Raw genomic sequence first — 12,601 nt, forward strand, 5'->3', positions numbered from 1 at the left:
CCGGCCGGGCACCCGGACGGAGTGCCGCGCCCCTACCGCGCGGACTGTCCCCGGCGCCCCGGGACGGTCCTCCTGGCCGGCCCCGGCAGCGCGGGGTGCGCCGTCTCGACCGGCGGCGGCGCCCCGTCGCGCGCCCGCAGCCAGGCGGTGGCCTCGGCGGGAGGCATCGCAGCCGACACCAGCCAGCCCTGTACGGCGTCGCAGCCCAGGTCGCGCAGGCGCTCCCAGGTCTCGTCGTCCTCCACGCCCTCGGCGACGACGAGCAGGCCGAGGGAGTGCGCGAGGTCCACCGTGCAGCGCACGATCTCGGCGTCCTCGGTGTCCACCGCCAGGCGGGCCACGAAGGAGCGGTCGATCTTCAGCTCGCTCACCGGCAGTCTCCGCAGGTGCACCAGCGAGGAGTAACCGGTACCGAAGTCGTCCAGGGACATCCGCACACCGTGGCCGGTGAGCGCGGCGAGGGTGTCCGCGGCCTGCTGCGGGTCCTCCAGCAGGACGTGCTCGGTGATCTCCAGGTGGAGCGCCCCGGCCGGGACGCCGTGCCGGGCCAGCCGGGCCGCCACCGATCCGGCGAAGCCGGGGCTGTGGACGTCGCGGGGCGAGACGTTGACCGCGACAGGCACGGTCAGACCCCAAGAGCGCCAGCGGGCGACCTGGGCGAGCGCGGTCTCCAGCACGTAGTCGGTCAGGCGCGGCATCAGGCCGGAGGACTCCGCGATGGCGATGAACTCGTCCGGGGGCACCCTGCCCCGCTCGGGATGCGCCCAGCGCACCAGTGCCTCCAGCCCCGAGACGGAGCCGTCGAAGGCGACCTTGGGCTGGTAGTACAGCTCTATCTCGCCCGCGTCCAGGGCGCGGCGCAGGTCCCCCAGCAGGCCCAGCCGGTCGGGTGTGTTGCCATCGCGGGTGGCCTCGTACACCTCCACACCGCTGCGGTCGCGTTTGGCCTGGTACATCGCGACGTCGGCACGGCGCAGCAGGCCCTCCGCCTCGCCGGCGTGGTCGGGGAAGACCGCGACCCCCGCGCTGGCCTCCAGTTCCAGGGTCAGCCCGTCCAGGTCCAGCGGCGTACCGAGGGCGGAGACGAGGGCACGGGCGATGCGCTGTGCGCTGGTGGGCGAGTCGGCGAGGGGGAGCAGTACGGCGAACTCGTCGCCGCCGAGCCGGGCCACCTCGGCGCCCCGGGGCAGCGCGGCCCGCAACCGGTCCGCGATCTGCAGCAGCAGCCGGTCGCCCGCCAGGTGGCCGAGCGTGTCGTTGACCGACCGGAAGCGGTCGAGGTCGATGAGGACGAGAGCGGAGCGGGCGCCCATCCGGTCGGCCTCGTCCAGGGCGGACCAGGTGCGTTCCAGCAGCCACTGACGGTTGGCGAGCCCGGTGAGGGGATCGCGCAGCCGCTCCTCGGCGCGGGCGCGGGCGATCCACAGGGCGGAGTCCAGCGCGACCAGCGGCACGGAGAACAGCGGCAGCAGCAGCGGCATGTGGACGGCGACGACCACGATCAGCGGCGAGATGGCCGGCAGTGCGAGAACGACCAGGCCCTGCCGCACCAGGGCGGTGCGGGCGACGGTGGGCAGCTCCCCCCGGCGCGGGGCCAGGATGCACCACAGCAGGGTCCGGGTGACGAGCAGGTAGGCGGCGGCGGCCAGGAAGACCTCGGGCAGCGCGTACGGGCTCCAGGCGGCCGGGCGCCAGGGGTCCCCCACGGAGGGGTTCACGCCGAAGGCCGCCAGGCACAGCGCCGCGGTGCCGATGCCGAGGATGTCCACCGCGCCGTGCCGCAGCGCCTGGCGCCAGCGGTGCCGTCGGGCCGCACCGACCAGGACCACCACCGCGAGGCTGACCAGGACGGCCGGGATCCAGCCGTACAGCAGCAGGATGGCCAGGGTGAGGGCGGCGCCGGAGCCGGTGCCGCCCCACCAGCGGTCACGGCCGAGGGCGACCAGGTGGCCGACGATGAGGCCGGTGAGGATGGCGAAGGACCAGCCCGCCGTGCCGCCGGGGAAGAGGGCGTGCCCTTCGGAGACCGCCTGGTGGATCACAGCGGCCAGGACGGCGGCGGCGACCGCCAGGACCGCGCGGGAGAGCCCGGAGGCATCCGGGGAGGTGACGCGCTGCGGCCCCGGCGGGGCGGCGGTCGGTCGAGGCCGCTCGTGGCGGAGCCACTGCTGTCCCCGGCCCCGGGGTTTGTGCTGCATGCGCGTCCCTCTCACAGCCGTCGGTGCCCACGCCACGGCAGGCGCACCCCGTCAACAGTAGGGCGCGGGCGGCCGGCTGGGCAGTGATCGATCGGGGTTGCCCGAATGCCGACCGGTCGATCGCGTCCGTCTGATAAGCGCCGCGCAGCCTCTCCTCATCACTCAGTCAAAGGCATTGCCCGGCAAAGGACTTGGCGATGGCACCGCCACCACCGCCGACGATCCGTCATCCGGCGGGCGACTCGGCGTCGGGCTCGGCGGGAGTGACCGCGGCCTGTCGCGCGGCGTCGGGCCCCCGTTCCAGGAGGACGGCGAGACCGGCGTCGTCCAGGATCGGGACCTTCAACTGCACGGCCTTGTCATACTTCGATCCAGGACTGTCGCCCGCCACAACAAAACCGGTCTTCTTTGAAACAGAACCGGTCACTTTTGCTCCCAGGCTCTGCAGCGCCTCTTTTGCGCCATCCCGCGTGTACGACCGCAGGGTCCCGGTGACCACCACCGTGACCCCCTCCAGCGGGCGCGGCCCCTCCTCGGCGCCGCCCTCCTCCTCCATCCGGACGCCGGCCGCCCGCCACTTCCCGACGATCTCGCGGTGCCACTCCTGGGCGAACCATGCCTTGAGCGAGGCCGCGATGGTCGGGCCGACCCCCTCGGTGGCCGCCAGTTCCTCCTCGGAGGCATCGGCGATCCGGTCCAGCGAACGGAACTCCCTGGCCAGCGCCTCGGCCGCGACCGGGCCGACGTGACGGATCGACAGTCCCGCGATGACCCTGGCCAGCGGGCGCTCCTTGGCCGCCTGGATGTTCTCCAGCATCGCCAGCGTGTTCTTCTTCGGCTCGCCCCTGAGGTTGGCGAAGAAAGTGACGACCTTCTCCTCCCCCGTCCCCGGATCCCGCTTGGGCAGGCCGCTGTCCGGATCCAGCACGTAGGTCCTGATGGGCAGCAGCTGCTCGACGGTGAGGTCGAACAGGTCCCCCTCGTCCCGCAGCGGCGGTGCGGCCGGCTCCAGCGGCTGCGTCAGCGCGGTCGCCGCCACGTACCCGAAGTGCTCGATGTCCAGGCACTTGCGCCCCGCGAGGTAGTAGAGCCGCTCACGCAGCTGGCCCGGACAGGAGCGGGCGTTGGGGCAGCGCAGGTCGACGTCCCCCTCCTTGGCCGGCTTCAGCCCGGTGCCGCACTCGGGGCACTCGGCGGGCATCACGAACTCCCGCTCGCTGCCGTCCCTCAGATCGGCGACGGGGCCCAGGATCTCGGGGATGACGTCACCCGCCTTGCGCAGCGCGACGGTGTCCCCGATCAGCACGCCCTTGGTCCTGACCACGTCCTGGTTGTGCAGGGTGGCGAACTCCACCTCCGAGCCGGCCACCGTCACCGGCTCCACCACGGCGAACGGCGTGGCCCGCCCGGTGCGGCCGATGCTCACCTTGATGTCCAGCAGCCTGGTGTTGACCTCCTCCGGCGGGTACTTCCAGGCGATCGCCCAGCGCGGCGCCCGCGAGGTGGAGCCCAGCCGCCCCTGGAGGGGGATCTCGTCCAGCTTGACGACGACCCCGTCGATCTCGTGCTCCACCGAGTGCCGGTTGGCGCCGTGGTGCGCGATGAACTCCCGCACCTCGCCGATGGAACCGGCCACCCTGTTGTGCGCGGCGGTCGGCAGGCCCCACTCGCGCAACAGCCCGTAGGCGTGCGAGAGCCGGTCGACATCGAGGCCCTCGCGGGCGCCGATGCCGTGCACCACCATGTGCAGCGGGCGCTCCGCGGTGACCTTGGGGTCCTTCTGCCGCAGCGAACCGGCCGCCGCGTTGCGGGGGTTGGCGAACGCCGGCTTGCCCGCCTCGACCAGCCGCGCGTTCAGCTCCTCGAAGCGCTCCATGGGGATGAAGACCTCGCCGCGGATCTCCACCAGGTCCGGGACGCGCTCCCCCTTCAGCCGCTCGGGGATCTGCGCGATGGTACGGACGTTGGGCGTGATGTCCTCCCCGGTGCGGCCGTCGCCGCGGGTCGCGGCGCGCGTCAGCCTGCCGTGCTCGTACGTCAGGTTGACCGCGAGCCCGTCCACCTTCAGCTCGCACAGGAAGTGGTACGGCAAGCCGCCCAGTTCGCGCGCGACCCGGTCGGCCCAGGAGTCCAGCTCCTCGTCATCGAAGGCGTTGTCCAGCGACAGCATCCGCTCGCGGTGCCGTACGGCGGTGAACTCCGTCTCGTAGGAGCCGGCCACCTTCTGCGTCGGCGAGTCCGGCGTGGCCAGCTCCGGGTACCTCGCCTCCAGCTCCTGGAGCTCGCGCATCAGGATGTCGAACTCGGTGTCGCTGATGACCGGTGTCGTCACGTAGTACCGGAAGCGGTGCTCGTCGACCTCCTGGGCCAGCCGCGCGTGTCTCTCGCGCGCCTCACTGTCCGGGCTCACCGTCTCCATGTGTCAAGCCTCCTGTTAATCAGGGTCGTTCGCGAGTGAGCGTGCGGCCCGGACACAGTGCGCGAGCGCGGCCCGCGCGTAGGCCGGCGAGGCGCCCGCCAGACCGCAGGCGGGCGTGACGACCACCGATCGCGCCAGCAGTTCCGGAGACAGCCCCAGCCTGCGCCACAGCGTCCTGACGTCCATGACGCTACCGGCAGGGTCTGACAGCGCGCTCGAGTCCGGCTCCACCGCCGGGACCGCCCCGGCGAACAGCGCCGTACCCGCTTCGACCGCCTCCCCGACCGCCTCGTCGTCACGTTCGGTGAGCAGCGAGAGGTCGAAGGAGATCCCGTCCGCGCCCGTCCTGCGCAGCAGCCCGAAGGGCACCCCCGGAGCGCAGGAGTGCACCACCACGGAGCCCCCCTCCACCGCCTCCCGGGCCGCTTCGACCACCTGCCGCAGCGCCCCCTCGGCCACGCCCCGGTCCACAGCCGGATGGGTGCGGTAGCCGCTGGCGGTGGACACCCTGCCCAGCAGCACCGCCGTCAGCGACGGCTCGTCGAGCTGGAGGACGACCCGGGCCCCCGGTACCCTGCGCCGCACCTCGGCCAGATGGGTGCCCAGCCCCTCTGCCAGGGACTCGGCCAGATAGCGGCAGGCGCCCGCGTCGCCGAGCATCGCCTCGCCGCCGCGGCGCTCCAGCGAGGCCGCCAGCGTCCACGGCCCGACGGCCGATACCTTCAGCGCCCCGGTGTGGCCCTGGGTGAACTCCTCCAGCGCGTCCAGGTCCTCCCCGAGCCAGGACCGGGCCCGCCGGGTGTCGCGCCCGGGTGCGTCGCCCACCCGCCAGCCGCTCGGCTCCAGGCGGACGTACAGCTCCGCCAGCAGCCCGGCCGTCCGCCCGATCATGTCGGCGCCCGGCCCGCGCGCGGGCAGCTCCGGCAGATACGGGAAGCGCTCCAGGCTGCCGGTGACGGTCCTGGCGGCCTCCCGGGCGTCGGTGCCGGGCATCGACCCGACGCCGGTCGCGGCCCCCTTGCCCCACACGTGCTCCCTCACGCCGACGGCCTCACCCTCAGGTCGGTGATCTCCGAGCCCGCGGGCAGATCGAGGGCGGTGAGGACGGCGGTCGCCACCGCGGACGGGGGGATCCAGCGCGCCGGGTCATACTCCCTGCCCTCCTGCCGGTGCACCCTGGCCTGCATGGGCGTGGCGGTGCGGCCCGGGTAGACGGAGGTCACCCGCACCCCCGCGCCGCCCTCCTCCGCGCGCAGCGAGTCGGCGAGCGCCTTCAGCCCGTGCTTGCTGGCCGCGTACGCGCCCCAGTCGGCGTTGGCGTTCAGGCCCGCGCCGGAGTTGACGAAGACCACGTGGCCGTGGGCCGGGCGGAGCTGCGGCAGCAGCAGCCGGGTCAGCTCGGCCGGGCCGACGAGGTTGACCGCCAGGGTGGCGTTCCAGACCTTCGGCGTCAGCTCCCCGATCCTCCCCAGGTCCACCACCCCGGCGACGTGCAGCAGCGAGTCCACCCGCTCCGGCAGCTCCTGGTGGGACAGCGCCCACGACAGCCGCTCGGGCTCGGCCAGGTCCGCGACGAGGGTGCGGGCGCCGGGGAAGCGCTCGGCCAGTTCCCTGGCGCGGCCCGCGTTCCGCGCCGGAAGCCACAGCTCCTCGCCCCGCTCCCGAAGACGCTCGGCGATCTCGGCCCCGATGCCGGAGCCCGCCCCGGTGATCACATGCGTTCCCATGCGCACATCGTCCCATCCGCCGCCCCCGGTGGCGGGAATGGTGCCGTCCACCGCGGCGGGCGTGGTCGAATCAGGTCCCATGGCCGCTTCCGTACCGCAGCCCCCTCGGCCGGAGCCCTCCGCGCCCGCCGCCGTTCCCGTCCCCGCCGTTCCCGTTCCCGCCGTTCCCCCGCAGGCCGGCCGCCGGCGGGGGGGCGGACGCCCGGGCCACATGGTCGTGTGCGGCGACAACTCGCTGTCGCAGCGGCTGGTGCGCGAACTCGCCACCGTCTACGGCCAGCGGGTCACCGTCGTCCTGCCCTCGCTGCGCGGCGGCGACCAGGGCCCGCAGATCGCCGCGCTGGTCGGCGACCGGCGCCTGGACGTACGGGCGGTGGAGGCCCAGGCACCCGACGACGAGGCGCTGCGGGAGGCGGGCGTCGAGCACGCCGCCGCGCTGGCGCTGACCTCCGGCGACGACCAGATCAACATCCACACCGCCCTGCGCGCCCGTCGCATCAACCCCGAACTGCGCCTGGTCATCCGGATGTTCAACCGGACACTGGGCCGCTACCTGGAGGACCTGCTCGACCGGACCATCACCGCCCGCATCCCCGGCCTGGACCAGAGGGTCGTGGACGCCTCCACCACCGTCCTGTCCGACGCGGACACCGCCGCCCCCTCCATGGTGGCGGCGGCCGTGGTCGGCAGCAGCAAGGTCGTCCACGCCGGCGGGCTGCTGCTGCGGGCCAAGGAGCGCACCGTAGGCACCGCCGGCCGCCGCGCCCCGCTGTGCACCCTGGCCCTGCTGCCCGACGCGCCGGACTCCGACGAGGGCGACGTCTACGCCGACCCCGAGGACCACGACGGTCCCGTGCTGCTGCCCGACCCGCGCGAGCTGGAGGGCCTGCCCGACGAGCGCGGCACCGTCGTCCTGGAGGCGATCACCCGCCGCCCCGGTCAAGCCGGCACCCCGGCCCCCCGGGTTCCGAGACTGCCGGTGGGCAGCTTCTTCTCCCGGAAACTGCGGGCCGCCCTGCTCGGGCTCACCGCGGTGGTCGTCCTGCTCGCGGCCGCGAACTGGTACGTCACCCGTGAGACGCCGCTGCACGCCGCCTACATCACCCTGCTCAACGTGATGTCCATCAACGAGCCCGAACTGGAGGGCGGCACCGGGGAACAGGTCCTGCAACTGCTGGGCGGGCTGGCGGGCACCGCGCTGCTGCCGCTGATGTTCGCCGTCGTGCTGGAGAGCTACGGCACCTTCCGCAGGGCGGCCGCCCTGCCGCCCCCGCCGCCCGGTATCGAGAAGCACATCGTCCTGCTGGGGCTGGGCAAGGTCGGCACCCGTGTGCTGGACCAGCTGCTGGAACTGGGCATCCCCGTGGTGTGCATCGAGCGCGATGCCGAGGCCCGCGGCATCGCCACCGCCCGCGCCCGCCGGGTGCCGACCCTGATCGCCGACGTCACCGAGGGCGGAGTGCTGGAGGAGGCGGGGATAGCGCGTAGCCGCGCCCTGCTGGCACTGACCAGCGACAGCGGCACCAACCTGGAGGCCACGCTCTACGCCCGTCAGGTCAACCCCGGTCTGCGGGTGGTGATGCGCCTGTTCGACGACGAGTTCGCCGCCACCGTCTACCGCACGCTGCGCGACACCTACCCCGGCGCGCAGACCCGCAGCCGCAGCGTCTCGGCGCTGGCAGCCCCGGCCTTCGCTGGCGCCATGATGGGGCGTCAGGTGCTGGGCGCCATACCCGTGGGCCGCCGGGTGCTGGTCTTCGCCGCGGTCTCGGTGGAGGGCAACCGGCTGCTGGAGGGCCGCACCGTCGGCGAGGCGTTCCGTCCCGGCTCCTGGCGGATCCTGGCCCTGGACACCGCCCCGCCCGACCGCCGCCGCGCCGATCTGGGCTCCCTCACCTCCGGCGCCCGCACCTACACCCTCACCGGCGATCTCGCCTGGCGGCTGCACGACGGCTACGTGCTGACGGCCGGCGACCGCGTGGTGGTGGCCGCCACCCGCGAGGGCCTGGGCACCCTGCTCTCGGGCGAGGACCCGCGCGGAGCCGGCGCAGGCGGGACGAGTGACACGGACGGCGCGGGAGCGGGGGACCCGGCTCCCGCGCCGTGAACCGCGCCCCCGTCCGCGCCGGGGCGCGCTACACGGGGCTGCGCTCCGGTTCAGCGCCACCCGCTGCCGCCCGGTCGGGCGCCGGGCGGGTGACGCGGATCTTGGACTGGCCGTGCGGGCGCCGCTCCCAGTCGTCCATGAGACGGGCCTCCAGGCCGTGGCCGGCCGCGAGGCCGGTCAGCGTCTCGGTACGGTAGTAGAAGTCCTCGCGCAGCACGTGGTGCTCACGGCCCTCGGTGCGGTCGAAGGTGAAGTCGAAGAAGCCGCCCGGCGCGAGGACCCTCCCCACGTTCTCCAGGCACTGGTCGATGACCTCCAGCGGCGAGTGGGAGAAGACGCTGTGGGCGTGGACGACCGTGAAGTGGTTCTCCGGCAGGAAGTCGAAGGTCAGGTCGTCGGCGATCGTCAGATGGGGCAGCTTGTCCTGGAGCCCGTGGCGCACCACGGTCCGTTTGGCCTCGATCAGGATGTCGGGCGAGATGTCGATGCCGTGGTAGTGGCCAGGCTCCAGGTGGTCGATGAACAGCCGGCCTGCCCGCAGGTTGCCGCAGCCGATCTCCAGCATCCGGTCGTCCGGCCTCAGTCCGTGCTCCATCAGGTAGTCGAACTGCATCTGCCCGAGGGCCAGCCAGCGCTCGTACGACGGCCGGCCGCCGACCGCCGCCTCGGGGCTGCGGGCGGCGTCGGAGGCCATCACCGCCCGGTAGTAACCGATGTGGTCGCCGCGGTACCTCGCCCGCAGCCAGGCGTCCCGGGCGGTCCGCCGCAGATGGGCGGGGACGCGTCCGGGGTGGGCGAGTGCGTACCGCGCCCTGTGCGCGAGGGCGGCGCGGTTCCGGGAGAGCTCGGAGTCGGACGGATTCCTGGCTCCCATGGGCACCTCCGTGTCGCTGGGTGACGGGACGGCCGCACACGGTTCAGGCGATCCGCCCGGTTACTCCGATTGGTCAGTGTTCCCCGCACTCCGCCTGATCACAACCGATGCCGCACCGGGCAGGCCCCGGCCGGAGAACACGCGAGCGCCGACCGCGGGAGCACCCGGTGCACCGCGCCCGCCGCTCCGTCAGGCGGCGGGCACCAGGGCGGACGGAGGCGGAGGCCCGCCCCAGAGCAGTTCGAACCAGACGGTCCTGCCGCCCGGTCCGGCGGGTCCGCCCCCGGCCGGGCAGTCGCCCCAGCGGTCGGCGAGCACGTCGAGGATGAGCAGCCCGCGCCCGCCCTCCCGGTCGGGAGGCGGCGGGGACGAGGGCGGCGCGGGCACCCCGCCGGGCCCGGCGTCCCACACGCTGACCCGCAGGACGGGATGGAGCCACCGCAGCGTCACGGCGGCGGCGTGCTCGCCGTACCTGACGGAGTTGGTGGCCAGCTCCGAGGTCAGCAGTTCCGCCCGGCCGGCCAGTTCGGGCAGCCCGTGCGCGGCCAGGACGGCCCGCAGGGTCCTTCTGGCGATCCCCGGGCCGCGCGGGTCGCGGGGGAAGCGCAGTTCGTACTCCCAGGGTTCGGCGAACGGGATCGGCTTCGGGAACGGTGGCGTGCTCACGCGGTCCTCCGGTGGGGTGTGAGGGCTGGTCGCGCCGCCGGGCGGCCGGTACACGGGGCGGTGGCCTGCCGTGCGCCCTCCCGGGCAGGCCGCACGGTGCGCTTCCGCCGCGCGCTCGGCGGTGCGGCGCGTTTGGCGGGCTTCACCGTAGAGCCGATCTCATAACGGGTGCTACCAAACTAATCAGAACGAGTTAACCCTTGTTGATCGCGTGGACCGGCGCTCCGGACATCGCCAGACTGTGCGCGGACAAGGAGAAGGCACATGGCACCAAGGCAGACCCCGACCATCCGCCAGCGCCGCTTCGGCGCCGAACTGCGACGACTGCGCGAAGAGGTCGGCATGTCCGCGGAGACCGCGGCCGGCTTGCTGGGGACGAACCGGACGATGATCTCCAATATCGAGGCGGGCCGCTTCGGCATCAGCGAGGAGCGCCTGCGCCGCCTGGCCAGCATCTACGAATGTGCCGACCAGGCACTCATCGACACCCTGGCCGAGATGACCGGAGGCCGGAGGACCCACTGGTGGGAGGAGTACCGCGGCAAGGTTCCGCCGGACTTCCTCGACGTGTCCGAGGTCGAGCACTACGCGGTGCGGCTGCGCACCGTACAGACCGCACACCTTCCGGGCCTGTTCCACACCGAGGACCACGCGAGGGCGATCTTCGAACTCCTCGTGCCACCGCTGCCGCGCCTTGAGGTGGAACTGCGCGTGGCCCACCGTCTGGCCAGGCAGTCCGTGGTCACCGGCGACAGGGCGCTCCCGTACGTGGGCGTGATCCACGAGGCCGCGCTGAGGATGCGGTTCGGCGGAAGGACGACCGCCCGCGCACAGCTCAGCCGTCTGCTGGAGGACGGGGAGCGCGACAACGTCACCTTCCTCGTGATCCCGTTCCGGACAGGTGGGTTCCCCATGGCCGGAGACTCCGTGCTCTACGCCGACGCGCCGAACCCGCGCCTTGATACCGTGCACATGGACTCGCCCACCGGCGCGGTGTTCATCGACTCCCCGACGCAACTGGCCCACTTTCGCAGCCGGTTGGACCTGATCGAGGAAGCGGCTCTGTCACCCGGAGCGTCGAGGGACTTCATCAGCGCGATCGTCAGAGACCTGTGAGAGGTGCCGTCCGTGTCCGAACTCGTCTGGACCAAGTCGTCCTTCTCCGAAGCGGGCGGCAACAACTGCGTGGAGGTGGCCGCCGATGACGGCGACGGCATAGCCGTCCGCGAGAGCACCGACCCCGGCCGCGTCCTCACCACCGACCGCGCCGCCTTCCGCGCCCTCGTCCGGGGTGCGAAGGCCGGGGCGTTCGACCGTCTCGTCCGGTAGGGCCGTCCAGGCGGTACTCCAGTCCGGTTCCGCGATCTCGCTGGTGGACCCGGCTGGAAACGCGTACGGCCACCGCACGGTCTCCGGGGGTCGTGCGGACCCATGAGAAACCGTGCGGTGGCCGCGGACCACGGTGTGGACCCTGCCCGCCGTCGGGAGATGCCGGACCGGTTGACCGTCCGGCCGCCGCTCCCCGTGCCGCCACCCGGTCGGCGGTCCCGCGCGGCCACGGTCATGCGGCGGTCCCGTGACGGGTGGCGGACAGCGATGTCATCGCCAGGAGCCGGCCTAACTCGGCCTCGTCGCGTAGACGGCGCCGGGGGTGTTCCGGAGAATCCATTCCAGGTAGGAGGAGACGCGGGTGTTCACGTCGGGGCTGCTGCCGGCGCAGCCCCTGCCGTGGGAGATGACGCCGACCAGGACGGGGTGATCGGCGTTGCGCTCGACGTAGTGGATAACAGGGCCGCCGTCGTCGTACGTACAGGGGCCCCGGCCCGGTGCGTAGGTGCAGATGCTGCCGGAAGTGACATACGGCCCGTCCCGGTCGACGCACTCGGCATTGGTCATCGTGTCGAGTTCGGCATTCTGCAGGACGCTGCTCACCGGGCCGCCGAAACTGAGGGCGCCCCAGCCCATAGCCACCACGACGACGTTGTCGAAGCTGTCGGGCGCGTGTTCCCAGGGCAGGTAAGCCACATCGATCTCCCAGCTCGTCTGCACTGGCTCCATGAGTCGCACCAAGGCGATGTTGTTCGCCTTGGTGTCGGGGGCGTAGTTCTCGTGAACCACGATGTCCTCGACCCGGACCAACCGCGTGGCCTGGGTTTCACTTCCCGTGCTGTGGTCGTGATCGCCCAGCAGAACCCCTACCCGTTGCACAGATCTGCGGTCAACGCAGTGTGCGGCGGTCAGCACATACCTGGGGGAGATCAGCGTCGCCCCGCAGAACAGGCTCATCCGCTCGACGTCGATCAGGCCGGCCATGAACTGATGGCGACGGGGATTCGCCTCCTCTCCTCCGACGATGGCCGCGGCCGGTCCGGCCTGCGGGCCCACCGCCAGGCACACGCCCATCAGCAGCACAGCCAGTTTCCTCTTCCAGCGCACAGTGGTTCCCTCCGTTTGCCCGACGCGTCAGACGACCATGGCATGGTCGCGCTAGGTTCTGTCTGACAAATGATCTTGTCTGGGTTCGCGGAGCCAGAGGACGAGTGCGGCGAGGTGGAGTCCGGCCCGGTAGCGGCTGGCGAGTTTGTCGAAGCGGGTCGCGATGGCCCGGAA

The 12,601-nt window shown here is 72.7% G+C and carries 10 protein-coding genes and 1 pseudogene; 3 read left to right on the plus strand and 8 right to left on the minus strand.

The annotated features are described in order from the left end of the window. Nucleotides 1-32 precede the first annotated feature (32 nt). From LJ221_RS19980 to LJ221_RS19995, 4 genes are all read right to left on the minus strand, one after another. Nucleotides 33-2,198 (minus strand): bifunctional diguanylate cyclase/phosphodiesterase, encoded by a 2,166-nt coding sequence (locus LJ221_RS19980; RefSeq protein ID WP_241718104.1) that lies wholly within the window; start codon nucleotides 2,196-2,198, stop codon nucleotides 33-35. A gap of 226 nt (nucleotides 2,199-2,424) precedes the next feature. Further along, nucleotides 2,425-4,617, minus strand: a complete 2,193-nt coding sequence (gene ligA / locus LJ221_RS19985) for an NAD-dependent DNA ligase LigA (RefSeq protein ID WP_241718105.1) — start codon at nucleotides 4,615-4,617, stop codon at nucleotides 2,425-2,427. 15 nt (nucleotides 4,618-4,632) lie between these two features. Beyond that, nucleotides 4,633-5,658, minus strand: coding sequence for a methionine synthase (locus LJ221_RS19990; protein ID WP_308314821.1), 1,026 nt, complete (start codon nucleotides 5,656-5,658; stop codon nucleotides 4,633-4,635). Continuing rightward, entirely contained in the window at nucleotides 5,655-6,344 is a 690-nt protein-coding gene (locus tag LJ221_RS19995; protein ID WP_241718112.1) for an SDR family oxidoreductase, read from the minus strand. Before LJ221_RS19995 ends, LJ221_RS19990 begins: the two co-directional genes overlap by 4 nt. Before the next feature lie 211 nt (nucleotides 6,345-6,555). On the opposite strand from LJ221_RS19995, the gene LJ221_RS20000 reads away from it, so the two are divergent. Continuing rightward, the gene (locus LJ221_RS20000) at nucleotides 6,556-8,451 is read left to right on the plus strand and encodes an NAD(P)-binding protein (RefSeq protein ID WP_241718106.1); all 1,896 of its coding nucleotides are present in this window, start codon (nucleotides 6,556-6,558) and stop codon (nucleotides 8,449-8,451) included. A gap of 28 nt (nucleotides 8,452-8,479) precedes the next feature. Here LJ221_RS20000 and LJ221_RS20005 read toward each other — a convergent pair whose 3' ends face one another. Then, complete coding sequence (locus LJ221_RS20005; RefSeq protein ID WP_241718107.1) at nucleotides 8,480-9,325, minus strand: class I SAM-dependent methyltransferase; 846 nt, start codon at nucleotides 9,323-9,325, stop codon at nucleotides 8,480-8,482. Between the two features lie 189 nt (nucleotides 9,326-9,514). Beyond that, a complete protein-coding gene (locus tag LJ221_RS20010) occupies nucleotides 9,515-9,991 on the minus strand; it encodes an ATP-binding protein (protein ID WP_241718108.1) in 477 nt (158 codons plus the stop codon). A 264-nt stretch (nucleotides 9,992-10,255) separates the two neighbouring features. Here LJ221_RS20010 and LJ221_RS20015 point away from each other — a divergent pair, with 264 nt between their 5' ends. Together LJ221_RS20015 and LJ221_RS20020 are read left to right on the plus strand one after the other, a co-directional pair. Further along, complete coding sequence (locus LJ221_RS20015; RefSeq protein WP_241718109.1) at nucleotides 10,256-11,107, plus strand: helix-turn-helix transcriptional regulator; 852 nt, start codon at nucleotides 10,256-10,258, stop codon at nucleotides 11,105-11,107. A gap of 12 nt (nucleotides 11,108-11,119) precedes the next feature. Next, a complete protein-coding gene (locus tag LJ221_RS20020) occupies nucleotides 11,120-11,320 on the plus strand; it encodes a DUF397 domain-containing protein (protein ID WP_241718110.1) in 201 nt (66 codons plus the stop codon). Between the two features lie 288 nt (nucleotides 11,321-11,608). On the opposite strand, the gene LJ221_RS20025 is transcribed toward LJ221_RS20020, so the two are convergent. Together LJ221_RS20025 and LJ221_RS20030 are read right to left on the minus strand one after the other, a co-directional pair. Next, entirely contained in the window at nucleotides 11,609-12,394 is a 786-nt protein-coding gene (locus LJ221_RS20025) for a serine protease (RefSeq protein ID WP_241718113.1), read from the minus strand. 84 nt (nucleotides 12,395-12,478) lie between these two features. After that, a pseudogene (locus LJ221_RS20030) lies at nucleotides 12,479-12,601 on the minus strand (IS5/IS1182 family transposase); the annotation flags it as partial.

This window comes from Streptomyces sp. CNQ085 (assembly GCF_022614595.1).
GTDB lineage: Bacteria > Actinomycetota > Actinomycetes > Streptomycetales > Streptomycetaceae > Streptomyces.

What these genes read in the sequence shown, in the direction of transcription:
- LJ221_RS20015 (WP_241718109.1), top strand. Translation starts at nt 10,256, where the DNA reads ATGGCACCAAGGCAGACCCCGACCATCCGCCAGCGCCGCTTCGGCGCC.
- LJ221_RS19995 (WP_241718112.1), bottom strand. Translation starts at nt 6,344, where the DNA reads ATGGGAACGCATGTGATCACCGGGGCGGGCTCCGGCATCGGGGCCGAG.
- LJ221_RS20005 (WP_241718107.1), bottom strand. Translation starts at nt 9,325, where the DNA reads ATGGGAGCCAGGAATCCGTCCGACTCCGAGCTCTCCCGGAACCGCGCC.
- LJ221_RS19980 (WP_241718104.1), bottom strand. Translation starts at nt 2,198, where the DNA reads ATGCAGCACAAACCCCGGGGCCGGGGACAGCAGTGGCTCCGCCACGAG.
- ligA (WP_241718105.1), bottom strand. Translation starts at nt 4,617, where the DNA reads ATGGAGACGGTGAGCCCGGACAGTGAGGCGCGCGAGAGACACGCGCGG.
- LJ221_RS20025 (WP_241718113.1), bottom strand. Translation starts at nt 12,394, where the DNA reads ATGGGCGTGTGCCTGGCGGTGGGCCCGCAGGCCGGACCGGCCGCGGCC.
- LJ221_RS20000 (WP_241718106.1), top strand. Translation starts at nt 6,556, where the DNA reads ATGGTCGTGTGCGGCGACAACTCGCTGTCGCAGCGGCTGGTGCGCGAA.